Source organism: Paenibacillus ihumii, assembly GCF_001403875.1.
Classification (GTDB): domain Bacteria; phylum Bacillota; class Bacilli; order Paenibacillales; family Paenibacillaceae; genus Fontibacillus; species Fontibacillus ihumii.
On sequence record NZ_LN884299.1, the window covers coordinates 3,719,855 to 3,743,001 of the forward strand.

Genomic DNA, 23,147 nt, shown 5'->3' on the forward strand with positions numbered 1-23,147 from the left:
ATAAATGGCCGGACGGATTATGATATAATCACGGCACAATGAAATTTCGTAAATTTTAGGGAGGCTATACATGCTTACATTCCAACAGAAAATCCAAATTCTCGAATCCTTCCCCCAGCTTGAACGCCGGGACGTATCGCTGGGTCGCGTCAACTTCCATTATGAAGACAGCGCTTATGATAAAAAAACCGTCGGTTACCATCTGCATCCAAACGGCAATGGATTTGTCTATGCCGGGCTGCTGAATCACCCCGATGTGAATGACAAAGGCTTCATCAATATCCGCGACTTCACCGAAACCGAGCTTCGCCAATTGGTTCAGCAATCGATCGATTCGTTGTCGGCTCCCCATAGGAGAGACTCTGGCTCCCGGTCCGACCACTCCATATCCAAAGCCTCACAACACAGCCTTAAAAACTCGCCAGCTGCAAATTCAGCCAACCCTCCCAGTGATGAGCTCTGGCATGATCAAGATGGAACCAGCCTGCTCCTGAAGCCCGCAGACGATCTATGGTACGTTTACGCCGGATCCACCATTGAGATGGTCTTCGAGACTCGAGAGGAGGCGGAGGAGTATTTGCGTGAGGAGGGCTTTGCACCTTAAGAGCAGATCACTATTTTTCTTTCATCCTTAAAAATATACTATCCCGAACAAGCTTAATCACAGCCGTACCTGCATGGTCCGCGCTGTGTTTTTTTGTGCAGAAACAACAATTGTCAAGATACATCAAAAAAAGTGTTTGAATTTAGACACAAAATGTTTAATAATATGTAATAAGGGAGACACACTTTGTTCACAAATTATGATTTCAGCATTCACAAGGGAGCTGATCCGTATGCAAAAACCAAAAACGGAGTATAAAAATGAAAGCAATCTCTTTGCCTGGATTATCGCATTAGGTACGTTCTATACATTGTTCTATACGACCTTTACCATCTTATCGATCCACGGATAATAGTCAGAGACGGCCTGTACGCTCTCGCACGGCTTGCTTGTGCCCTATTTGTGCAGGCTGCGTGAATTCGGCGGGTATTTTTAAAAGCAAACGGCTAAAGGCCTTTCTGCGGCAGAGAGGCCTATTTCATGTGATGCTTGTACGCTGGCTGGTGCAACTGAGAGTTAAGAAGGGTTGATGCTAGGCTTGCCCCACACCCCATTCATTCAACGTGATGTAACTTACCAAAGCCGACTTGCAGTGTAGAACTGCAAGCCCGAGGCGCTGCCTGGTGTACCATTGTCCAGCCGCAGTTACGAAAAGAAGACCGCTGAACCTTAAGTTCGGCGGTCTTCTTGTTGCTCACTGGCGATTAGCCTTGAACTGCGCTGTCGATAACTTCTTGCGGAATTTTGATTTCTTCCACTTCATTTTGCTTCGAAATCGTGGACTTCATAATCATAGTCATGGATACGGATTGCCCTTCTACATCCATGTCCATTTCCATTTCAACGTCGGATCTCGTTGGAAGATACGTTTCTTTGTTCATGGCGTTGCTCAATTTGATGTTCTTGATTGTCATCATTTCCAGCATTGCTGCTGCGTCTTCATTACCGCTGCCGGTTTGGCTCATCAAGTTTTTAGCCAGTTCTTTCAGCCCGTCTCCAGACAGTTCAGCAGACAGAACATATTCGTCGCCTTCTTCAGTAACCTTGCTTTCGTTAGCGATCGATTTAAATTGCTCCAATTGAGATTCCAGGTTAGCCGCCGATTCCATTTGGGCAACCAGATCTGCTTTCATCTCTTCAGGCAGCTTCACCCAAGTACCTTCTACTAGTGAATAAATACCATCATTCGTGATGTATTGCTCAATATCAGTTTTGCCCTCTGCTCCCATATCCATCGACATCACTTGATATATAGCGATTGGATCCTTTTGATAATCCAAGGTCATAGCGATTTTAATGTCCTGGTTCATCTCTTGGTCGCCTTGCTTGATCGTCATTTTTTGATCAATATCCGCTTCCATCTTAAAGCTCTTTAGCTCTTTGCTGGCTTCGGAAGATTTCGTAATCAGCTCATCCACAGTAGGCAGTGCGTCTTTAGAAGAATCTTTCGACGCTGCATTTGCACTGGCATTAGTGTTTGTCGGCACGTTAGCATTACCAGCTTCCTTTTCCTTTCCGCAAGCTGTGATGCCTACTAATAGAATTGCCCCCAATAATAATGCTGTAAGTTTTTTCAAGATGTTTGTCCTCCTAGTTTTATGTAAAAGTCTCCTTAAACATATTAACCAAATTCCCCCATTAGTCAACAAGGAATATAGACCTATCCACTTTCTTTTTCAGTCTTAATTGCCCAGGAAAATAGAACCACAAACCCTGTAGGGTAGCTATCTGGCAAAGGGTAATCTATGATTATATTAATGTTAAAAATTTTATAATCTATAAGGAGTCCAACAATTGAAGAACTTATTTGTAACCGGTTATCGGGCTCATGAGCTTGGTATTTACAACAATAAGCATAAAGGAATCCCCTATATTCAACAGGCGATCCGGAACAAGCTGATCCCCCTCCTGGAGGAAGGCTTGGAATGGGTGATTACCCCGGGACAATACGGCGTCGATCTTTGGGCATGCGAGGCTGCCATTTCGCTCAAGGCGCAATATCCGCAGTTGAAATGCTCCATTATTACGGCCTTCAGCAACCCGGAGGAGAAATGGAGTGACGAGAAAAAAGTGTATTACGAGCAGCTGCTGCGGCAAATCGATCATTATGCCGCCGTGAGCAAGGAGCCTTATCAGGGCAAATGGCAATTCATTGCGAGGGACGAGCTGCTCCTGCGAAAGACGGACGGCATCCTGCTTGTATATGACGAAGAGCTCGGCGAGGCTAGTCCAAAATTTATCAAGCAGCGGGCGCTGCGCAAACAGACGGAGGAGGGATATTCGGTTCTTACCATAAGCGCTGAAGAAATTCAGTCCGTTGCTGATGATGAAGCGGAAACTCAGTTTGATGATGTGCAAGCTTATGAATTGCTTGACCCTGGGGAGGGATCGTCAACATAAAGGGATGTCGCGGCTCTAGCAATGAGTAAACTTTGCTCAATCAGCGAGAAAATTTAATATTCTTGGTCTGAAGCCATTACACGGCGAGTGAGAGCCACTGCTCCTTCAACGCGAATTTAACCTTCGACCCGAGCAGGGACTCGCATTACTTCTTCAATGCGAACTTGGCCGTCGACTCGAGCGGGGGCTCGCATTACTCCTTCAATGCGAACTTGGCCTTCAACTCTAGCAGGGGCTGGCGTTACTCCTTCAATGCGAACCTGGCCTTCAACTCTAGCAGGGGCTGGCGTTACTCCTTCAATGCGAACCTGGCCTTCAACTCTAGCAGGGGCTGGCGTTACTCCTTCAATGCGAACTTGGCCTTCAACTCTAGCAGGGGCTGGCGCTACTCCTTCAATGCGATCTATAGTTTGACTTAATGCCCATTTCTCTGACTATTCTGACTATACTATTTAATTGGATTTCGTGTGTTTATTCTGTTTTGAACAGCCAACAAAGAGAAAATGGATGGATATTGTGTATCTAAAAACGCTATCTTCCTCTGATTCGCTTTCTTTCTTCACTATTAATGACACGAAATCCAGTTAACTGCGCGCATTATGCCCGCCTGTATTTTTTAAATACCAAAAATCCATCCATTATTCATTTTTCATCCCTCTAACCTGGCTTGAGCCGAGATGCAAGAAACCTCTAGTCCGTCTCTTGCCGAACTAAAGGTTTCTCAAAATGACGGCACTTGCCAACTCCGACTGTACGATGTTCCAAGTGGTCTCCCCTTCATATGCCTCGTTAATTTCCATTTGGAGCATTTCCATTTGGGATCGCAGTTTGTGGATAACTGTCGACAGTGGTCTAACTTGGCTAACCTCATCGTCAACAATGAATAGCTTCAGCAAAACAATCTCCCCCTGTTCATATGCCGTACAAGCTCCACTGTTGCATCAATTCCACTGCTGCAGCAACTCCAAAAAAAGAAGGGCTACCAAAAGACTCGAGAAGGCAGCAGCCTGGCAATATCATTTTGTTTAGATAGAAAGTATCACTATTTGTGCAGACTTGCCGCGATTCGCTGCTGGCTTAACATGACCATCGCCCGCCGACCATAATCGTCTTGTAAGCCCAGAGGACTCAAATTTTTTCGCAAAAAAACGCCCCCAGCCCAATCCAGTCACCGCCGTCATGCAGCTAATCCCGAGTACTGAGAGCTGCATGCTGGGAGCCGCGTGCTGGAACTGCCTATTGGGAACTGCGTATTGGGTACCGCGTGTTGGGTACCGCGTGATGGGAGCCGCGTCGAGGCGAAAAACAGTAAGACGGCATCCATGCTAAAGATTTAACTCGAGCGCTGCTGCAGTTCCTTCCATACTTTCTTGTTGCTGTATTCCTTATTCGTGCTAATGTCCAGACCGAACCAGTCCGGCGGCGTGAACCCGGTCGCTTCCTCTTCGGACGCAAACTCCACCTCGAGCACCATCAAATCAATTTGATCATACAGGTCGATCTCAATGATTCGTCCGTTCCAAATTGCCGTTACCCGGTTCTTCGTTAAAGGAACTGCTTGGTGTATCCCTGTAATCTGTTCGTAGATCCCTTCCGATATTTCGTACTCTACTTCCTCCCGAAGCAGACCATGCCCCTTCTTAAAGGTATGCGTATATGTAACCTCGCCTGTAGTCAAGTCCTTGATTTTGCGCACGCGCAACTCCTGATCGCCAGCCAGCGCCAAGTAGGTCTGCTCAATTCGATGCTCAGACTCCAGTTGCAGATGCCCTGCTTCAATTAAAGACTGGGGAATTTCCCCAAGCAGAAATTTACGCTCAATTTCAAATGACATTTGCCAACACATCTCCTTCTCTAGGATGACATTCCCTTGCAAGTTAGCGTGCAGAAAGCTTTTCGCTAGAACAGCTACCAGCTAGACTCGTAGACCTTCTACCAGCCCTCCGGCACCTGAAGGACTTTTCGCTAAAGCTATCAGCTAGACACACAACTTAACATACAACTTATCTTACAACTTACACTTACTTGCAACTTATCTTATACCTGCCTTATACTTACCTTATTTTACCTTACACTTACTTTGCAACTAGCAGCAATAACACTAGAAGCTAGGCTTACCAAGCAACTACGCTAACTAAACTGGCCAGCTTACCAAGCTTATCATACTCACTATACTTGCCATACTTACCATACTTGCCATACCTGCCATACCTGCCATACCTGCCATACTAACCTTATCCTACCATACTTACCAAGCTTACCAAGCTTACCGTACACCAAACTCACCGAACTTACCGAACTCACCGAGCTCACTTAAACCATCCCTTCTCCTTAAAACGGGTAATGGCCTCGATTCGATTGCTTACTCCCAGCTTATCTAGGATAACGGAAATATAATTGCGGACCGTCCCTGTGGTAATAAACAGCTCGCTAGCAATTTCCTTGGTATTCTTCCCGTCGGCGACAAGCCCCAGCACTTCTTTCTCCCGCTCGGTTAACGGATTCGCTTCCCCATAGGCCTCATCGACAAGCTCTGATGCGTAAATTCTGCGCCCCGCCATAATGCTGCGAATAGAAGTCGCCAATTCCTCGCTTGGACTATCCTTCAGCAAATACCCGCTTGCCCCGGCTTTAATCGCCCGCTCAAAATACCCCGAACGAGCGAAGGTTGTCAGAATCATTACTTTACAGCCGGAGCCTTTCAGCTCTTCCGCCGCGTCCAGACCATTCTTCACGGGCATTTCAATATCCATAATGCAAATGTCCGGCTTATGCTGGTGAACCAGCCGGACGGCATCTTCCCCATTGCTAGCCCTGCCGACAACTTTCATATCCTCCTCTAAATCAAGGATTGAAGCAAGTGCCCCGAGCAGCATGCGCTGATCTTCGGCAATCACAATTCGGATCATATCGGTGCCTCCTCTACGGGTTGTTTTAGTGAACTAGGAACTTTAATCGTCAGCATCGTTCCTTCATTTGAAGTAATTTCCATGCTTCCATTAACAAATTCGAGGCGTTCCTTCATTCCCTTCAGACCATTTCCCTTGAAGTAGAACGAGTTGACGGCTATGCCTACACCATTATCCTGTATTGTAACAATGAATTCACCGCGGGACGGCTTGATTACTATAGAGCAGGCTGTAGCGCTGCTATGCTTGACGATATTCGTTACAGCTTCCTTAAGACACATGCTGAGCACATTCTCATTCATCAACGAAATGTCCAGCTGCTCAGGATCCCCTTCCAGCGAGAATTCAATTTGAGCTGCCTTCAATATTTGCCTGATCCGGAATAGCTCATCCTGTAATCTCGTCCCTCTCATCTGGGTTACCAACTCGCGAACTTCCTTCAAGGCCACTCTAGCTGTCTGGCGCACATCAGCAATCTCAGCCTGCGCCCGGGAAGGATGCTCGACAATCAACCGGCCAGCAAGATCACTCTTTAAACCAATTAAAGACAGCTTCTGGCCCAGCGTATCATGTAAATCCCGAGCAATTCGCTGCCGCTCCTCCAGCTTCACCAGCTCCGATATCCGTTTATTCGCATCCTTCAGCTGCACCTGCAGATGATCGCTCTTATTGCGGTTATACGTCGTAACAGGCAGCAGAATAACACCGATCAAACTGACAAGAACGAAGGGAAGCTGTGTAATGAACCACGAAGTTTTCGTAAGAAATCCCCAATTGATCGTTACCACCGTCGTGACCAGATGAACTGTATACAACGTAATAAAGCCCACCTTGTTCTTGATATTTCCTATGAAGAAGGCCAGAAACAAAGAGAAATAAACATAGCCGAACAGCATCGTCATCGTAATTGAAATAGCGATCTGCAAGCTGGTCCAGAAATATACCTTCCAGCCCGTGGATACAAATGACAGAACATAGCAGGCGAAGAAAGCGATGATCAACAAGCTTCCCAACACAATCTGGTAGGGCGCAGACGATCGGAAGATGAAGTAAAAAGGCAAAATGTAGAAAACCACCCAGATGTACGGACTCAACCCGGTGTTTCTTTGAAAAATCTGATACCATTTCTGCATTTTCCCCACCACCTTTTGTTAGGATGATTCATTCTTTTCAATACCCCATTATTCAGTTAGTATAAACAAAGAACAAGCCCATTACTATCCAAATAAGGGGCTTGTTCTACTTTATTTTGCTTGAACGCTTGATAACGGACTAGGACTGTGGCCAACAGTAGGTTTGCGCTGAACCTCCTTTAGCTCCTTAAAAGAAATAAACGTCTTGCTCCGTTCGTCCCACAGACGGAAGCGCAGCGATTTAAGACTCGTTCTGATTGTGATCGTCGTCGCTTTCTGCAGGGGCGGCGTAGCCTCATGAGCCTTTTCCAGATTGTAATTTGGCACCTTCGGACTCAAATGATGAACATGATGGAACCCGATGTTGCCAGTAATCCATTGCAGAATTTTTGGCAGCTTATAATAAGAGCTGCCTTCCACCGCAGCGTTCACATATTCCCATTCTTCATCATGCTCAAAATAAGAATGCTCGAACTGGTGCTGAACATAGAATAACCAAATGCCCAACATACCAGATACGAAGAAGATCGGCAGCTGCACCAGCACGAAGGCCTGCCAGCCGATCGCCCATATTAATAATCCATATACGCCGACTAGCGCCACATTGGTCACGTAAGTGCTAATTCTCTCTTTTCTCCGAGCATCCTTGCGATTAAACCGATAAGCCACAAGGAAAATATAGATCGGTCCGACAACAAGCATCATGAACGGATTGCGATACATCCGATAGACGAATTTCGTCCAGGCCGAGGCAGCCATATACTCATCGATCGTAAGGAGCCACATATCTCCAACTCCGCGCTTATCGAGGTTGCTGCTCGTTGCGTGGTGGATCGAGTGGGTATTTTTCCATTGCTGATAAGGACACAGCGTGAGAACACCCGTGATCGTTCCTAGTATTTCATTAGCCAACCGGCTCTTGAAAAAAGACTGGTGACAGCAGTCATGGAATATAATGAAGGTTCTGACTAGAAAACCGCCAGCAACGATGGTGATCGGCAAGGTCAACCAATAGGATACCGAAAGGCTTAAATAAGCGCCATACCATAGAAGCACGAGGGGCAGCAAGGTATTGAACAGTTGGCGGATACTTGATTTCATGTCAATCTCCTCGTAGGGAGCTACGTTTTTCTTCAAATCTGACAGACGGCTGGATTTATTCATCTTTTTTCCTCCCCGGGCCTGACGCACCAATATGAAACAAACGACTGGAACGCCGAAATCCTTGATGTATTCTAATTATAAAAAATACGGCCTAGGTCAGACAGATACATCCGTCAGGACTTGAACATGATAAATGTCATACCCGCTCTCCTGTTTATTCGTTGTTTCACCTTTCAAACTGGCTATACATACAGAACATAACTAACTGGCCGCAAAATAGTAACCAGCACAACAACGCCCGCCAGAAGGCGAGCGTTAGATTTAAGCTATATCATCGCTTCTTACGAGGACTGCAGCAGCGGCAGCCTCACGAAGCGCTCGATCCGCTCTACGGCCTCCTGCAGCTGGGACATGCCAGCAGCATAGGAGCAGCGGATATAGCCTTCCCCGCCAGCCCCGAACACATGGCCAGGGACGGCCGCCACTCCCGCTTCCTTCAGCAGGCGCTGTGCGAATTCCTGCGAGCTGAGTCCCATGCTGGCGATTGACGGGAATACATAGAAGGCTCCCGCCGGCTCATGGCATGAAAGGCCGATATCCCGCAATGCAGTGACCAGCCATTTCCTGCGCTGATCGTAAGAGCGGATCATTTCCTCCATCTCCCCTAGACCGCCGCGCAAGGCTGCAATCGCCGCCACCTGGCCCATCATCGGCGCGCACATCGCCGTGTATTGATGGATTTTCAGCATCGCCGCAATCAGTTCAGCATTGCCGCATACATAGCCGACCCGCCAGCCTGTCATGGCGAAGGCCTTCGAGAAACCGCTGATCACGAGCGTGCGCTCCTTCATGCCAGGCAGCGAGGCGATGCTGTCGTGGCGCTGTCCATAGCTCAGCTCCGCATAGACTTCATCGGAAATGACGATAAGATTATGAGCAATGGCAAGCTCGGCGATCGGTGCCAGATCCTCCCTCGTCATGACAGCCCCAGTCGGATTGTTCGGATAATTCAATATCAGCACTTTAGAACGGGGCGTGAGATGACGCCGGAGATCTTGGGCGCGCAGCTTGAACTCTTCGTCTGCCGAGGTCTGCACCTCTATAACCTTGCCTCCGTGCAGCTGGGCGATAGGCGAATAGGCGATATAGCTCGGCGTCGGTACAATTACCTCATCCCCGGGTCTAAGCATCGTGCGAAGAGCCAGATCCACCGCTTCGCTGCTGCCTACGGTTACGAATATTTCATTCGCCGGGTCATAGTCTAGACCGAATCTTGCCTGCAGATATCTAGCGATTTCCTCCCGAAGCTCCAGCAGCCCGGCGTTCGGGGTGTACCCCGTCGCCCCGCGGTTCAGCGCCGCGATACAGGCCTCGATCACAGGCCGTGGCGTGACGAAATCCGGCTCGCCCACAGCGAGGGATATGACTTGCTCATCTGCCGCCCCCAGGAAAGCCCTGATCCCAGATGGAGGTATCTCCCGTACGATCGGGTTAATCCAGTCATTGCTCCAGTCACTGCTCCGGTCATAACTCATCTCATTACTCATTCAGCCCACTCCCGTCCCATTCAATTGCTTCCTGCTGCGAGAATCGATCATAACCAGGATTGAAGTATAATTACTTCTAAGCGAACAGCTCATTGGCCGTTTCGCCAATGATTCTAATCCCAGCTTCAATATTCTCATCGCTCACGCGGGAGAAGCCCAGCCGCATTGTATGCTGGCCGCTTCCATCCGTATGGAAAATATCACCCGGCGTAAAAATAACGCCCCGCTGCTTGCAAAGCTCCAGCAGTTGTCTCGTATCCGCACCTTCGGCAAAGGATACGAACAGATGCAAGCCCCCATCTCCCGTCAACTGGCTATAGGGCAAATACGCTTCGCAGCACTGCTTCGTCCACTCGTACTTCCGTTTGTATTCCGTTCTGGCTTTCCGCAAATATTTATCCAGATTGCCATTTAACAAGTACTGATACAGGATCGATTGATCCAGTGTTGATGTATGGATGCTCCGGGCCCGCTTAAGGCTTTCCAGATAGTAAATCAGTTCCTGATCCGCCAGAATCCAGCCTACCCGCAGGCCGGGAAACAGCACCTTGGAGAAGCTGCCCAGATAAATTACCCCATTGCCCTGGCCTGCCGCCGCAATCAGCGGAGACACGTGAGAGCCGGAATAGCGAAGCTCCTCGTTGAACCCGTCTTCGATGACGGGGACCTGATGGCGGGTCAGCAGCTTCATCAGCTCCAGCCTTTTCTCCGGGGACATCACGATCCCGGTCGGATTATGGTAGGAAGGAACCAAATAGGCGCAATCAAAGGATTGGCGCGACAGAGCCTGCTCCAGCTGCTCCAAATCGATACCGTCTCTTTCCATGCTGATTCCGGTAATGTCGTACCCGTGCAGACGCAAATTTTTGATCGCGGTGTGATGGGTCGGATTTTCGCATATGACAGCTCCGCTTCGCTTCCCCAAGGCCGACAGCACCAGATCCAGCCCCTCCGTGAAGCCGTTCGTGATAAGCAAATCCTTGCCGGTCAAGTCGACGCCCTTTTGCTCCATATATTGCTTCAATAGATCAATCAGCGGCTTGTAGCCCTTGGCATAGCCGTAATTGAGCAGTACCTCGCCTTCCACCGCCATTCGATCCAGGAACGCCCGCTTCACATTGCCGAGATCGAACAGCTTCTCATTGGGGGCAATGCTCGTGAATGATATCGTGCCTCTTTCCGCGCGTATCCCGTGCTTCATCAAATCCATTTCCTCGGCCAGCCGGGCTCGTTCGTTCATACGCTCCTGCCAGTTAAGCCGCCAAGAAGGCGCAGCAGCGCCCGTCGTGATTTGGGCTATGTAACTCCCTTTCCCCTTCACGGTATAGACCAAGCCCTCTTCCTCCAGGTCTAGGTATGCCGAAATCACCGTATTGCGGCTAACGCTCATCAGCCCGCTGAGCTCCCGGGTCGAAGGAAGCTTCTGATGCGGCTGAAGGACACCCTTCATCATCATGCGCTTCAAGTAATCCTTCACCTGAACGTAAGCCGGCCGGCCTTGGGTCAATTCAAAATCCTGATACATCTTTATCGCTCCTATCCCTATAGTGGCATAGAATTCATATTGGCAAAAGAACCACAGCCCCGCATTATTGCCAAGGTTGTGGTTCTCCTTCATCTTTCAGCGATTCGTTTAATATTTTCCCTATTATAAGTTGGACAATTAAATTGGATGTGGGGCAAGATGCCTTACACCAAGCTGTGTTGTGCACTAAGTAGAATTCACTAAGTGGAATTCACTAACTGCGTCGTACACACTAAATGGAATTCATGTATCTAATTATGCCCTAAACGAATATCTCAGCGGATTAGATGGATTTTATGCATCTCAAATCAAGAATCCAGCCCAAGATGGCCATCTTCCTTCTTCTAATGACATGAAATACATTTAACTCTGCTTTCCCTTCCTTGGCGCAAAAACTAATTGCTATAAATCCACTTATAAAATATAAACAACTATTGAAATGGAGGTGTGGCAAGTGCTACTGCTATTGAAATAGATATTAGACAAGTGCTACTGCAATGAATGCGGGGCAAGCTCCGCAAAAATCCTACCTACAACCGCTATTGCTCCCAGATTTCTTTGATCATATGGTTCATAATAGGAAAAAATCGGGTTACAAAGGAGACCTCAATCCCATGATCCCCAAGCGGCTTTAAGGCTCATAAGCTATGCAATCAAAACAGCTTTCTTTCAGAATGCCTTCAGTTTCTTTCGGAATCATTTTTCTCCCTTGCCTGCATCCCACTTTTTTAGTTCATCTTATATATATCTTCTTGCCTATCAAAATTACAAAATCGAAAGTAATGACTGGCGCTTTTTCGCCCATCGCCTGCAGCGAGCGCAACTGTTCCTCCGTAGCCCGCCAGGCCAGCGGGGTCATCTGCAGCAAATCCGCTAATTCCTTCTGCTCTATTAGAAGCTGGTATTTTACCTGCTGCATGTCCACAAGCTCAAAATGACGGCGAAACAGCTCAATCGTCCTCTCATTGGAATACGTCCCCCGCTCCGTCTTGCTGTGCATCGCCCGCCGGACCTCCTGCAAATACTCCGTGCCCGGGATGACCTTCATCACCAGGCCATCATCTGCAAGCATACGGTTAAACTCCAAGTAATTTGCCGGGGATAAGAGGTTCAGGATAATATCGAAGGAACCGTTGGCAAAAGGACATTTAGCAAGATCGGCAACTCCCCACAGCATTCCGGGATTTGCCCTGGCTGCCAATTGAATGCCCGCTTTGGAAATATCTATCCCTGCGGCGATAAGCCTGCCCCCTGTCGTTCCAGCCAGCTGGCGCACTAGCGCCGATAGATGGGAGCCTTCTCCGCAGCCTGCATCCAATATCGCAACTGTATTATGGAAGCTTTCCCCCGAACTTAGCCCCAGGCTGGGCTGTGCCATTTTTTGCTGCTCCAGCTCTTGCAGTTCTTCTCGCTGCAGCGCCTGTCGCCTAGTCGCTTTATTCTGCAGCTCCTGCTGCTCGGGAGCTTGTTGCTGAAGTCCCTGCTGTTGAAGTTCTTGTCGCTGAAGTTCTCGTTGTTGAAGTCCCTGCTGCCAAAGTTCTCCCTGATGGAGTCCCTGCTGCCGAAGTTCTCGCTGTTGAAGTTCTCCCTCAGGAAGTCTCTGCTGTTGAAGTCCTTGTCGCCACATTTCTCGCTGCCGAAGTCCTTGCTTCTTCAGCTCTTGCGATCGCCTCTCTCGCTGCTCCAAGTCTTGCCGCTCCAGCTCGTTCCGGGCGATCTCGCCCAGGCGGTCGGTCAGCCCGCGAAACACCCCAGCCTGGCTAACTCGGGCACGCGATTGAAACAATCGCTTGCCGTATTTCTCCTTTGGAGCCTGCAGCAGGAAGTTGACGTACCCCTGCTTCGCAATGTCAAAGCAATGACGGCTGCTGCAAAACAGACTATTGCCCTGCAGCCGAAGCGCACCTGCGCAAACAGGGCAAATGACCATGCCCTCGGGTATGGTATGATATTTTAACATGCTATCGCACCCCATTCATTCGTATTTGATTAATGAAAAAAGGTACAGCTAAATAAACCCGGGCATCTTCATTCTTAAAAACCGGGGTTATCCTTCTGTACCTCTCATTAACGCAACCGAATGTAATGGATCATCAATAGCAACCTCTTTCCTACTATAGCTCATGCATTCTTGAACATGGCAACAAAAAATGACGAAAGGCGCTTAGAATAAAAGCTCCTTCCGTCATTTTAACTTAAAGCCGACCCAATTGTAAAATCGGGAATTATATCCGGGATTACACCATAATTTTGCAGATGTCATTCGTGAATTCTACCGGATCCTGCACCGGCAAGCCTTCGATCAGCAGTGCCTGATTATACAGCAGGTTCGTATACAGGCTCAGCTTCTCCTTATCCTTCTCATGCGCCGTCTTAAGCGATTGGAACACCTCGTGGTTCACGTTGATTTCCAGCACTTTGTCGGCCTGAACATCCTGGCCGCTCGGCATGGCCTTCAATATTTTCTCCATCTCGATCGACAGGTCTCCCTCGGCCGACAAGCAGACCGGATGAGATTTCAGCCGCTTCGAGGCTTTAACGCTCTTCACTTTGCCGCCAAGAATGCCCTGCATCGCCTCAAACAGCTCTTTGTTGCTGCTCTCGTCCGTTTCCTGATCCTTCTCGTCCGGCTCGATGCCGAGGTCGCCGCTCGATACCGATTTGAATTCCTTCTCCTTATACTTAAGGATCATCTTGAGCGCAAACTCGTCGATATCGTCGGTGAGGTATAGAATTTCATAGCCTTTATCGGCAACAAGCTCCGTCTGCGGCAGCTTCTCAATCCGCTCGATCGATTCGCCGGAAGCATAGTAGATATACTTCTGATCCTCAGGCATTCTAGAGACGTACTCGTCCAGCGTAACCAGCTTCTTCTCCTTGGAGGAGTAGAATAGAAGCAGATCCTGCAGGTCTTCCTTGTGCATGCCGTAATCGTTATACACGCCAAATTTCAACTGGCGGCCAAAAGAGCTGTAGAACTTCTCGTACTGCTCTCTTTCATCCTTCAGCATGCTTTGCAGCTGCCCCTTGATCTTGTTCTTGATGTTGCGGGCGATCAGCGTAAGCTGACGGTCATGCTGCAGCAGCTCCCTGGAAATGTTCAGCGACAGATCCTCGGAATCGACCATCCCTTTGACGAAGCCGAAGTAATCCGGCAAGAGGTCGCCGCATTTGTCCATGATCAGCACGCCGTTGGAGTACAGCTCCAGCCCCTTCTCGTACTCCTTCGTGTAGTAATCAAACGGAATGTTCTCCGGAATGAATAGGATCGCATTGTAGACAACCGCGCCGTCCGCGCTGATATGGATATGCTTCAGCGGCTTGTCGAAGCCGTAGCGCTTCTCGTGGTAGAAGTTCTCATAATCCTCTGCGGTCAGCTCGTTTTTATTTTTCCGCCAAATCGGCACCATGCTGTTGATCGTCTGCTCTTCCTTGTATTCCTCGAACTCGTTCTCCGTGCCTTCCTTAGGACGTTGTCCGCTTACATCCATCTTGATCGGATAACGGATGAAATCGGAGTACTTCTTGATAATCGCTCTTAGACGGTACTCTTCCAGGAACTCATCGTATTGATCCTCTTCCGTGTTCTCTTTGATTTTAAGAATGATATCCGTGCCCGGCGTCGTTTTATCGAATGGAACGATCGTGTAGCCGTCCGCCCCTTCGGATTCCCACTTGAAGGCCTGTTCACTGCCGAACGGCTTGCTGATCACGGTCACCACGTCAGCTACCATAAATGCCGAATAGAAGCCTACCCCGAATTGGCCGATGATGTTGTGGCCGTCCTTCGCTTCATTCTCTTTCTTGAACGCCAAAGAGCCGCTCTTCGCAATAATCCCGAGGTTGTTCTCGAGCTCTTCCTCGGTCATGCCGATCCCGGTATCGGAAATCGTCAGCGTGCGGTTCTCTTTGTCCGGCGTAATCTTAATGTAGTAATCCTCGCTGTTGAACACGAGCTTGTCGTCGGTCAGCGCCTTGTAATATATTTTATCGATCGCATCGCTGGCATTGGAGATAAGCTCTCTTAGAAAAATCTCTCTTTGCGTATAAATGGAGTTGATCATCATTTCCAGCAATCTTTTGGATTCTGCCTGAAACTGCTTCTTTGCCATGAAAAATAATCTCCTTTCGTTCCTTTGCTTCTAGACACCAGCCCTTGTTAGCACTCAAGTTTACAGAGTGCTAATTCTTCCTTTTTTATACCATATAGTAAAATTTAAAGTCAACCCGTTATGCTATATCTGCGCTAACTTATCCGGATTTCTAATAAAATAGATACGGCGGGCTGCGCCATCCTGAACGTGCAGCAGTACAACCGTATTTACGCTGTCTGACGAGCGAACAATTACGCCGGCTTCTCCATTTATCGAAGCCAGCTCGAAATAAACATCCCCTTGCTGGACTAGCTGCCGCATTAAACCAAGCAGGAAACGGCTGACATGATCCCGCGATGTGACCGGACGGACTGCTGCCGCTACTTTGCCTCCTCCATCGGAGAGAACGGCGACATCTTCGGTAAGCATCGCTAACAATACATCCATATTCCCCTGCTCCAGCGCCAGCAAGAAGGCCTGAATCCAGCGCTGGCCTGCTGCTTCCCTGTTGTTTAGGATGCTGGCAGCGTCATTCCCCATTTTCCCCCGGGCCCTGCTCATGAGCTTCCGGCAATTCGCCTCGCTCTTGTCCAGCAGCCCGGCGATTTCAAAATAATCGAAGCCAAGCGCCTCGCGAAGCACGAAGACAGCCCGTTCGGCTGGAGACAACCGCTCCAGGAGAACGAGCATCGCATACGACAGGAGCTCATTGCGCATCAGCGTTTGCAGGGCATCCTCTTCCGGCGTTGGCACGGGCTCGGGGAGCCAGGGGCCAACATACTGCTCGCGCCGTTTCCGGGACGACCGCAGTAAATCCAGGCAGCGATTCGTCACCATTTTGCATAAATAAGCTTTGGGCTCCTCGATATGGTCCGTATTCATGGCATAGACCTTCAAGAATACTTCCTGTACCGCATCCTCCGCATCCGCTGCCGAACCGGTCAACTGGTAGGCGAGAGTAAACAGCAATCTTCTGTATTTTTCATAAAGCTCATGCATTGGCATCGTCCTTTCGCAGTTTCCGATGGGGCTGCTTCAACAGGCTTGCGATATCCCAAGTATATTGGCGAACCTTCCAACCCAGCCTGCCTGTAATTATCATATCCAGCCCCCATTGCCGCGTCCAGACCATCCCCCGCTCCCCTCCCAAGCCGAAGCAGTACGCGTCCATATAACCCTTATGCTGTGGAGCCGGGCGGCCATTCAAGTCCGCCAGCACAATCGTTCCCAGCCTAGACGCCTGTGCGCCTCCTTCCTTGCATGTCATGGTGTCAGCACGGCCGGTTGCCGGATCGACGATTCTCGCGCAATCCCCAATGCTGTATATCCCCGGCATGCCTTGCACCCGGTAGCTGGCATCTACTATAACCTGCCCGTCAGCCGTAAGCGGCAGACCCATCTCCCTTAGTGCAGGATTCGGCAGCAATCCCAGCGTCCACACGCATAATCCCGCCGGAATAGCCTCGCCGCTAGATAAAGACACCTTCCCTTCCTTTTCCTGAAGCGTCTTGACTCCATGCATTACGGTTACACCATAATCATGAAGCTTATGCTCCAGCCTGCGCCCCACTTTGGCAGGGCCCTCCGGGAACAGCCTCGCTTGCGCATTGATCAAATAAACCTTGATCATTTCCGGATCGATGTGCAGAGCCTCGGCTTCTTGGCGCATGATCCAGGCTAGTTCGGCCGAGGTTTCGATTCCGCTAATACCAGCCCCGGCCACTACCGTCGTCAGCAGCCGCTGCTTCTCCGCGGGGTCGGTCTCCCCTGCTGCTTGGCGCAAATTCTCCTGCCATTGCTGACGTATTGCCGCAGCCGTCTCCAGTCCCGTTAGAGCAATCCCCCCCTGATCGGATTCTGGGGCTCTTGCGATGCTGCCAACCGTTACTATAGCAATGTCATACGCAAGCGCATGCTCCTGGCCCTCAGCATCCCGATAGAGAGCCTGTTTCTTCTCAGGATCGATCCACCCGACAGTTCCTCTGACCACTTGGATATCCGGAAACATGCGTGCAAAAGGAATAGTGATCTCCTCCTTATAAGCAGCAGGCTTAAAGAGCAGCACCTTCCGCAAATGATAGGGCTCCTTATCGATCAGAACAATTTGTACCCTCCTTGTCCCCCCGGCCTTATTAAAAGCTTGCTGAATAGAATGGATCGCATGGATTCCTGCATAGCCCCCGCCTACGACAAGGCATGTTAGCTCGTTCATCTTCCCATCTCCTTTGTACCGTTTCCCATGGGACGGCAACGGAGCCGGATTTGTGACACACAGCAAGAAAAAAGGGCGATCCCCGAAGGAACCGCCTTTTTATCCAGCATCCATTTTTACCTAAGGATAAGTCCGAATGATCACTTGCCTGATGACTACCCGCCTGAGTTCCGCAGACTTATCGTAAGCTTGCTGTAATTCGGCTCATCCATAAATCTTCTTGAACGCTTCTTCCGCCTCCGCCAAAATCGAATCCCACTCTGCTTCCGGCTTCTTCGTAATCGTCACAAAATCTCTCAATCCAAAAATGTTATCCACGCCTTCAATGCCAAGCAGAGCGCTTGCCAGCGGGTGGTCGGTCGCCTCGCCGCTCTTCAAGGATAGACTGCGCGAACCCTCGAACAGCGCTGCGCTCGCACTGATCTTCACGGCGTTCGGATTCGGGGTGGCCTGTACATCAACTTCCAATGCCATTGCTATATCACTCCTTTCCATTCCCGCTATTGTAGCATGCTTCGTCTCGCTTGACGAATAGCCCACCCATACTGCATCCCGGCCGAGCATGAACTAGGGGATTTCGATCGTCATTGTCATACTTTGTTCATCTTGCGTTCATAATCCGGATATATATTGGAGAAGTCATTATAAATAAGTTCAGGGAGAGTGTCATGGTAAAATACAGCAAATGGTTAATCCGCATTGCGGCAATCTATTCTCTTATCGGCGCATTGATCGGTGCGGATATGGCTGGGCGTTATGATTACACGCTGACTCCCGCCCATGCCCATATTCTCGTCGTCGGCTGGCTGACCCTGTTCGCCTACGGCATGTTCTACTACATCTTCAAAGAGATCAGCATGATCAGGACGGCCAAGCTGCACGTATGGTGCAGTCTCATCGGCGGCGGACTAATGCCCTTCGGCATGCTCGTCTATTATAAAATGCAGAATACGGCGACCCTGCTTGCCTTCATCCTGCCAGCCTGTGTACTGCTGCTCGCAATTGCCTTGTTCATCGTTATCTTATTCTTCGATAAGAAGCTGTTCCGTGCCAATAGCTGACCGCCCTCCGAAAGGTGTGCCAGCCTCATACATAGAGCCCTGTTCTCCACTAGCAATACCGAGGGAGACAGGGCTCTTAAATCCTCCTGTTCAGGCCAGCCGTCAGCCGCCAGCCCAGATAACTGCTGGACTAATGAAGACGCTTGGTAGAGTTCCTAATGACGAGCTCGCCAGGGAAGGTTTTATGGGCATGAGTTATTTTCTTGTCTATTAAATCGAATAAGATCTTAATCGTCTCTTGCGCTATTTCCTCGGTCGGCTGCTTGATGGTCGTAATCGACGGATTATAATAGAAGGAAATGTCCAGCCCGTCAAAGCCAACGACGGAATAATCCTCAGGCACGCTTAACCCGGCTTCGAATATCGCTTTGCACGCCCCGATCGCGAGGCTGTCAGACACCGCGTAAATCGCCGTGAATTCCTCGCCGGATTGCAGCAGCTCCTTGGTCACCTCATATCCGTTCTCCATGGAGTAGCTTTCGATGTCCTCCCGCATGCAGCGCACCAGCCGCTCATTATATTCTATGCCGTGGTGCTTCAAAGCCTTCTTATATCCTTCATATCTCAATTTCCCGATACTGACATCATCCATCGGCGCGGTTATGATCGCAATTTTGCGATGCCCTTCGTGGCATAAATAATCGACGATTTTATAGCTCTCCTTCACGTCATCGACCGATACGGAGGAGTAATCGTTAGGATCGAATTCCTCCGTCATCCCGATCGTACTGAGCACGAAGGGCACGGACAGCTGATCCAGCTTCTCTTTGGAGTGCGAGAAGTACCCTCCGAGGAACACGATGCCTTTCAGCCGCTTTTCTTTTTCCAGCTCGATGGCTACCTCGATTTCATCCTGCTTCTCATCGACCCGCTGCAGGATGAATGAATACTTCCTCCGCTGGATTTCCCGCTCGAACACCTGGATCATCGGGTTGAAGAAAGGGTTGGTAATCCCTTTGATCAGCACCGCGATCGTCTTGGACACCGAGCGTTTCAGATTCCTCGCGCTGTTGTTCGGCACGTAATGATTGTCCTTGATGACCTTCATGATCATGGTTTTGGTCTCTTCGCTAATATCAGGGTGATTGTTGATGGCTCTAGAAACCGTAGTTACCCCGACGCCGCACATTTTAGCAATATCTTTTATTGTAATAGAAGCCATATAAGTTCTTCCCTTACATCGTAATCTACACCGCTATACCCCATATACATTTCCTAAGAATAGCAGTTAAAGTTCCAGAAAACAAGGCAAAAACTGCTCCGATAAGCACTGATGCCGTCAGCCTTTGACCGCTCCTGCGACAACGCCTTCAATAATATACTTCTGGCAGAGCAGATAGAATATGACGATCGGCACGATTGCCAGCACCAGCATCGCCATCATGGCGCCCATGTCGATCGAGCCATATCCGCCTTTCAGATACTGGATCGCAATTGGAATCGTCTTGTATTCACTGCCAATCACCAGATCAGGAAGCAGGTAGTCATTCCACACCCACATCACGTTGAGAATAGCGACGGTAATCGCAATCGGTTTAAGAATGGGCAGAACGACCTTGAAGAAGGACTGAGCGGGATTGCAGCCGTCAATCATTACCGCCTCTTCAATTTCAATAGGAATGGATTTCACGAATCCGCTGAACAGGAAGACGGACAAGCCCGATCCAAAGCCTAAATATATAAGGATGATGCCAACCGGGTTGTCGAGATTCAGAACGTTGGCCGTCTTGGTCATCGTGAACATGACCATTTGGAACGGAACGATCATGGAGAATACGAAGATATAATACAGCGATTGGTTAAACTTCGTCTTAACTCTCGTAATATACCAGGCGGTCATAGACGTGAACAGAACAATGACGGCCACGGAGCAGACGGTGATGAACAGTGACATGCCGAACGCCGAAATGAAGTCCGTCTTGGCAATCCCGCTCGTATAGTTGCTGAGCCCGGCGAATGTCTCGTTATTCGGAAGCAGGAACGGAGTGTCGCTGATATAGAATTTTCCTTTGAAAGAGTTCATCAGTACGATCAGGATCGGAGAAATAAATGCGACCGCCAGAATGAACAAAATGAGAAACAGAAGAGCGTCCGCTCCTTTATTTGCCTTTTGCATCAGCTCTCGACCTCCTTCCTTCTAGTCATTAGAAGCTGAACCAGCGCGATTAAGGCTACCAGCACGAAGAACACAACAGCTTTGGCCTGGCCCACGCCTTCCCACCCTGTCTTGCCGTAGAAGGTATTGTAAATATCCAGCGCCAGCATGGCCGTCTGCTTCGCAGGCGCGCCAGCCGTCAGAGCCAGGTTCTGGTCAAACAGCTTGAAGGAGTTCGATAGCGTCAGGAACAAGCAAATCGTAATCGAAGGCATCACCAGAGGGAGAGTAACATTGCGCAGCACCTGAAACCGGGAGGCGCCGTCGATCTTCGCTACCTCAATAACGTCTTTAGGAACGTTCTGGATGCCGGCGACGTAAATAATCATCATGTAACCGATCAACTGCCAGTTCATCAGCACGACGAGTCCCCAGAAGCCATATTTCGGATCAAACGTTAGGGTAAGATCAAATTTATACAGCACGCCGTTAATGATCAGCTGCCAGATATAACCGAGCACGATTCCGCCGATCAGGTTCGGCATGAAGAACACCGTGCGGAACAGGTTGGTCCCCTTCTTCCCCCGGGTCAGCAGCATGGCGAGAATGAAGGCGAATATATTGATCGTAAGCACGGAGACCACGGTGAACTTCACCGTAAACCACAGCGCATTCAGAAAGTCCTGATTCGAGAACGCTTTGACGTAATTGCTAAATCCTACCCACTTTGCATCGTTCACGGTCGTAAATTCCGTGAAGGAAAGATATACACCTAACAGGAACGGTATGATAAAAGCTACCGAAAAGGCGATGATCGTAGGCAATGCAAAAAGGGCAAAATATTTTTTCATCGACTTTTGCATGTTTTCTTCTCCTATCTCAGTATTCAACATGATGATTCGAATGCCTGTTCACTCGCCGACCATCGTATGGACCATCGTATGAATAGGACGCGATGCCACCGGCCCTTCTATCTTTAAGTCCAGTGGCATCGCATTCATTCGGCGTTATTTCGCCTTTTCTGCTTTCCAGCTCTCCGTGAACACCTTCACGACGTCATCCCAGGACTGGTTGCCTTGAACGTATTGGAGCAGAGCATCACCGAATTGATTCTTGAACTCTTCGCTCGGGAAGGCCGCGAACGTCCATGGAACAGAGGTCACATCCTTCTCCATCCAGGTCATCACTTCTTTAGCCAGCGGATCGGCCGGCTTCTCCTCTTCATTGAACGTGTTGAACGGTGCAATAAAGCCTAGTTCTTGGGATACGTAAGCCTTGCCTTTATCGCTGGTGAACAGCCATTCCAGGAAATCGATTGAAGCCTGCTGCTTCTCAGGCGACACCTTGCTGTTGATCGAGAGATAGTTCTCAGTACCGATGGCCAGCCCTTGCTTCTCTTCTCCGCTCATTCCGGTATAAATTGGCAGGAACTTGATATCCTCTGCCTTAACCACGTTGCCGCCCACTTCGTTGATTTGGCCCCAGGCCCAGTTGCCGTTCTGAACCATCGCCGCCTGGCCCAGCGCAAATTCCGCCATGGAGTCTGCTACAGATTTGCCCCCCAGCAGCGCACCCTTCGTTACTGAATTGTTCGTATACAGGTCAAAGATGTTCTTGAAGTTGTCCGCATATTTGAACTGCACTTCATTCGATGCCAGACCGGCCAGCACGGTGTTGTCGAACTCCGTATTGTCCTTAAATTCATAGTACAGCGGCAGGTTGGCCAAGTGCGTCTGCCATCTCCACTGCTCGCCAGCACCAAGCGAGGTTGATGCGAAGACGCCTTTGATGCCAAGCTGGTCTTTCTTCGCCGTCATGTCCTCGACAACCGCCTTCAGCGTATCGAAATTATTGATTTCAGATGCCGAAGAAATCGAAACCGCTTTATCCGGCAGTGCAAAATACTTCTGCATAATAGCATCATTATAAATAATGCCGTAGCCTTCCACGACGTAAGGGATGCCGTACACGCCGCCTTCGCTCGTTACCGCGAGGCTCGGATCAGACAAGTAGCTGTAAAGCTTCGTGTCCTTCAGATCCAGCGTGTAATCCTTCCAAGCCTGGTAGCCGACAGGTCCGTTAATTTGGAAAATCGTCGGCGCATCCTTCTTTGAAATTTCCGATTTCAATTTCGTTTCATAAGTACCGCTCGCTGCCGTTACGACTTTAACCTTAACCCCTGTTTCCGCTTCATAATCCTTCGCGATCTTCTCATACACTTCCGCAATCTCCGGCTTGAAGTTCAGGAAATAAATTTCCTTGGCTCCGCCAGAGGCTCCTTCGCCTTTGCCGCCATTCTCCCCGGCAGCCGAATCATCACTCTTGCCGCACGCCGCAGCTAGCACAGTCACCAGAGTGAATACAAGCATAATCCCCAGCATTCTCTTCAGCTTGTCCATGTCTAGACCCCTCTTCCATTAATAAAATTTAATTCGTGTGAAAACGTTGTGCAACAATCATGAC

Annotated in this window: 20 protein-coding genes; 4 read left to right on the forward strand and 16 right to left on the reverse strand. The window is 49.3% G+C overall.

What is annotated here, in order from left to right:
* Positions 1 to 70: 70 nt before the first annotated feature.
* The gene (locus tag BN2762_RS23900) at positions 71 to 604 is read left to right on the forward strand and encodes a hypothetical protein (RefSeq protein WP_055109311.1); all 534 of its coding nucleotides are present in this window, start codon (positions 71 to 73) and stop codon (positions 602 to 604) included.
* Positions 605 to 1,308: 704 nt separating this feature from the next.
* Here BN2762_RS23900 and BN2762_RS23905 read toward each other — a convergent pair.
* Positions 1,309 to 2,181 carry a DUF6612 family protein gene (locus BN2762_RS23905; protein WP_055109312.1) on the reverse strand — a complete coding sequence of 291 codons (873 nt, stop codon included), beginning with the start codon at positions 2,179 to 2,181 and terminating at the stop codon, positions 1,309 to 1,311.
* A gap of 217 nt (positions 2,182 to 2,398) precedes the next feature.
* Between BN2762_RS23905 and BN2762_RS23910 the strand changes: the two genes are divergently transcribed.
* Entirely contained in the window at positions 2,399 to 3,004 is a 606-nt protein-coding gene (locus BN2762_RS23910) for an SLOG family protein (protein ID WP_055109313.1), read from the forward strand.
* A gap of 164 nt (positions 3,005 to 3,168) precedes the next feature.
* Positions 3,169 to 3,423 carry a hypothetical protein gene (locus BN2762_RS27940; protein ID WP_222861112.1) on the forward strand — a complete coding sequence of 85 codons (255 nt, stop codon included), beginning with the start codon at positions 3,169 to 3,171 and terminating at the stop codon, positions 3,421 to 3,423.
* Positions 3,424 to 4,337: 914 nt separating this feature from the next.
* Here BN2762_RS27940 and BN2762_RS23920 read toward each other — a convergent pair.
* From BN2762_RS23920 to BN2762_RS23970, 11 genes are all read right to left on the reverse strand, one after another.
* The gene (locus BN2762_RS23920; protein ID WP_055109315.1) at positions 4,338 to 4,838 is read right to left on the reverse strand and encodes a CYTH domain-containing protein; all 501 of its coding nucleotides are present in this window, start codon (positions 4,836 to 4,838) and stop codon (positions 4,338 to 4,340) included.
* Between the two features lie 475 nt (positions 4,839 to 5,313).
* Positions 5,314 to 5,913: a response regulator transcription factor gene (locus BN2762_RS23925; protein ID WP_055109316.1), complete on the reverse strand. Its 600-nt coding sequence runs from the start codon at positions 5,911 to 5,913 to the stop codon at positions 5,314 to 5,316.
* Complete coding sequence (locus BN2762_RS23930; protein WP_055109317.1) at positions 5,910 to 7,046, reverse strand: sensor histidine kinase; 1,137 nt, start codon at positions 7,044 to 7,046, stop codon at positions 5,910 to 5,912. The genes BN2762_RS23925 and BN2762_RS23930 overlap by 4 nt, the downstream gene beginning before the upstream one ends.
* A 111-nt stretch (positions 7,047 to 7,157) precedes the next feature.
* Positions 7,158 to 8,210, reverse strand: coding sequence for a Delta(5) desaturase DesA (locus tag BN2762_RS23935; RefSeq protein WP_055109318.1), 1,053 nt, complete (start codon positions 8,208 to 8,210; stop codon positions 7,158 to 7,160).
* A 281-nt stretch (positions 8,211 to 8,491) separates the two neighbouring features.
* A complete protein-coding gene (locus tag BN2762_RS23940) occupies positions 8,492 to 9,697 on the reverse strand; it encodes an aminotransferase class I/II-fold pyridoxal phosphate-dependent enzyme (protein ID WP_055109319.1) in 1,206 nt (401 codons plus the stop codon).
* A 76-nt stretch (positions 9,698 to 9,773) separates the two neighbouring features.
* A complete protein-coding gene (locus tag BN2762_RS23945; protein WP_055109320.1) occupies positions 9,774 to 11,222 on the reverse strand; it encodes an aminotransferase-like domain-containing protein in 1,449 nt (482 codons plus the stop codon).
* Between the two features lie 733 nt (positions 11,223 to 11,955).
* Positions 11,956 to 13,182, reverse strand: coding sequence for a putative RNA methyltransferase (locus BN2762_RS23950; RefSeq protein WP_055109321.1), 1,227 nt, complete (start codon positions 13,180 to 13,182; stop codon positions 11,956 to 11,958).
* Positions 13,183 to 13,459: 277 nt separating this feature from the next.
* Positions 13,460 to 15,334 carry a molecular chaperone HtpG gene (gene htpG, locus BN2762_RS23955; protein ID WP_055109322.1) on the reverse strand — a complete coding sequence of 625 codons (1,875 nt, stop codon included), beginning with the start codon at positions 15,332 to 15,334 and terminating at the stop codon, positions 13,460 to 13,462.
* Positions 15,335 to 15,457: 123 nt separating this feature from the next.
* Complete coding sequence (locus tag BN2762_RS23960) at positions 15,458 to 16,315, reverse strand: RNA polymerase sigma-70 factor (protein WP_055109323.1); 858 nt, start codon at positions 16,313 to 16,315, stop codon at positions 15,458 to 15,460.
* Complete coding sequence (locus BN2762_RS23965; protein WP_055109324.1) at positions 16,308 to 17,528, reverse strand: NAD(P)/FAD-dependent oxidoreductase; 1,221 nt, start codon at positions 17,526 to 17,528, stop codon at positions 16,308 to 16,310. The genes BN2762_RS23960 and BN2762_RS23965 overlap by 8 nt, the downstream gene beginning before the upstream one ends.
* Before the next feature lie 204 nt (positions 17,529 to 17,732).
* Complete coding sequence (locus tag BN2762_RS23970) at positions 17,733 to 18,002, reverse strand: NifU N-terminal domain-containing protein (RefSeq protein ID WP_055109325.1); 270 nt, start codon at positions 18,000 to 18,002, stop codon at positions 17,733 to 17,735.
* Positions 18,003 to 18,196: 194 nt separating this feature from the next.
* On the opposite strand from BN2762_RS23970, the gene BN2762_RS23975 reads away from it, so the two are divergent.
* Positions 18,197 to 18,589: a hypothetical protein gene (locus tag BN2762_RS23975; protein WP_055109326.1), complete on the forward strand. Its 393-nt coding sequence runs from the start codon at positions 18,197 to 18,199 to the stop codon at positions 18,587 to 18,589.
* 130 nt (positions 18,590 to 18,719) lie between these two features.
* On the opposite strand, the gene BN2762_RS23980 is transcribed toward BN2762_RS23975, so the two are convergent.
* From BN2762_RS23980 to BN2762_RS23995, 4 genes are all read right to left on the reverse strand, one after another.
* Complete coding sequence (locus BN2762_RS23980; RefSeq protein ID WP_055109327.1) at positions 18,720 to 19,751, reverse strand: LacI family DNA-binding transcriptional regulator; 1,032 nt, start codon at positions 19,749 to 19,751, stop codon at positions 18,720 to 18,722.
* Between the two features lie 117 nt (positions 19,752 to 19,868).
* The gene (locus BN2762_RS23985; RefSeq protein WP_055109328.1) at positions 19,869 to 20,705 is read right to left on the reverse strand and encodes a carbohydrate ABC transporter permease; all 837 of its coding nucleotides are present in this window, start codon (positions 20,703 to 20,705) and stop codon (positions 19,869 to 19,871) included.
* Positions 20,705 to 21,547, reverse strand: coding sequence for a carbohydrate ABC transporter permease (locus BN2762_RS23990; RefSeq protein ID WP_055109329.1), 843 nt, complete (start codon positions 21,545 to 21,547; stop codon positions 20,705 to 20,707). The genes BN2762_RS23985 and BN2762_RS23990 overlap by 1 nt, the downstream gene beginning before the upstream one ends.
* A 144-nt stretch (positions 21,548 to 21,691) precedes the next feature.
* A complete protein-coding gene (locus BN2762_RS23995) occupies positions 21,692 to 23,083 on the reverse strand; it encodes an ABC transporter substrate-binding protein (RefSeq protein WP_055109330.1) in 1,392 nt (463 codons plus the stop codon).
* Between the last annotated feature and the right edge of the window lie 64 nt (positions 23,084 to 23,147).

Bases quoted from the DNA above. Each gene is read 5' to 3' on its own strand.
- BN2762_RS23930 (WP_055109317.1), bottom strand. From the start codon at position 7,046: ATGCAGAAATGGTATCAGATTTTTCAAAGAAACACCGGGTTGAGTCCG.
- BN2762_RS23970 (WP_055109325.1), bottom strand. From the start codon at position 18,002: ATGGCATTGGAAGTTGATGTACAGGCCACCCCGAATCCGAACGCCGTG.
- BN2762_RS23940 (WP_055109319.1), bottom strand. From the start codon at position 9,697: ATGAGTAATGAGATGAGTTATGACCGGAGCAGTGACTGGAGCAATGAC.
- BN2762_RS23985 (WP_055109328.1), bottom strand. From the start codon at position 20,705: ATGCAAAAGGCAAATAAAGGAGCGGACGCTCTTCTGTTTCTCATTTTG.
- BN2762_RS23925 (WP_055109316.1), bottom strand. From the start codon at position 5,913: ATGATCCGAATTGTGATTGCCGAAGATCAGCGCATGCTGCTCGGGGCA.
- BN2762_RS23935 (WP_055109318.1), bottom strand. From the start codon at position 8,210: ATGAATAAATCCAGCCGTCTGTCAGATTTGAAGAAAAACGTAGCTCCC.
- BN2762_RS23990 (WP_055109329.1), bottom strand. From the start codon at position 21,547: ATGCAAAAGTCGATGAAAAAATATTTTGCCCTTTTTGCATTGCCTACG.
- BN2762_RS23900 (WP_055109311.1), top strand. From the start codon at position 71: ATGCTTACATTCCAACAGAAAATCCAAATTCTCGAATCCTTCCCCCAG.
- BN2762_RS23950 (WP_055109321.1), bottom strand. From the start codon at position 13,182: ATGTTAAAATATCATACCATACCCGAGGGCATGGTCATTTGCCCTGTT.
- BN2762_RS23960 (WP_055109323.1), bottom strand. From the start codon at position 16,315: ATGCATGAGCTTTATGAAAAATACAGAAGATTGCTGTTTACTCTCGCC.
- BN2762_RS23945 (WP_055109320.1), bottom strand. From the start codon at position 11,222: ATGTATCAGGATTTTGAATTGACCCAAGGCCGGCCGGCTTACGTTCAG.
- BN2762_RS23920 (WP_055109315.1), bottom strand. From the start codon at position 4,838: ATGTCATTTGAAATTGAGCGTAAATTTCTGCTTGGGGAAATTCCCCAG.
- BN2762_RS23975 (WP_055109326.1), top strand. From the start codon at position 18,197: ATGGTAAAATACAGCAAATGGTTAATCCGCATTGCGGCAATCTATTCT.
- BN2762_RS23980 (WP_055109327.1), bottom strand. From the start codon at position 19,751: ATGGCTTCTATTACAATAAAAGATATTGCTAAAATGTGCGGCGTCGGG.
- BN2762_RS23995 (WP_055109330.1), bottom strand. From the start codon at position 23,083: ATGGACAAGCTGAAGAGAATGCTGGGGATTATGCTTGTATTCACTCTG.
- BN2762_RS23965 (WP_055109324.1), bottom strand. From the start codon at position 17,528: ATGAACGAGCTAACATGCCTTGTCGTAGGCGGGGGCTATGCAGGAATC.
- htpG (WP_055109322.1), bottom strand. From the start codon at position 15,334: ATGGCAAAGAAGCAGTTTCAGGCAGAATCCAAAAGATTGCTGGAAATG.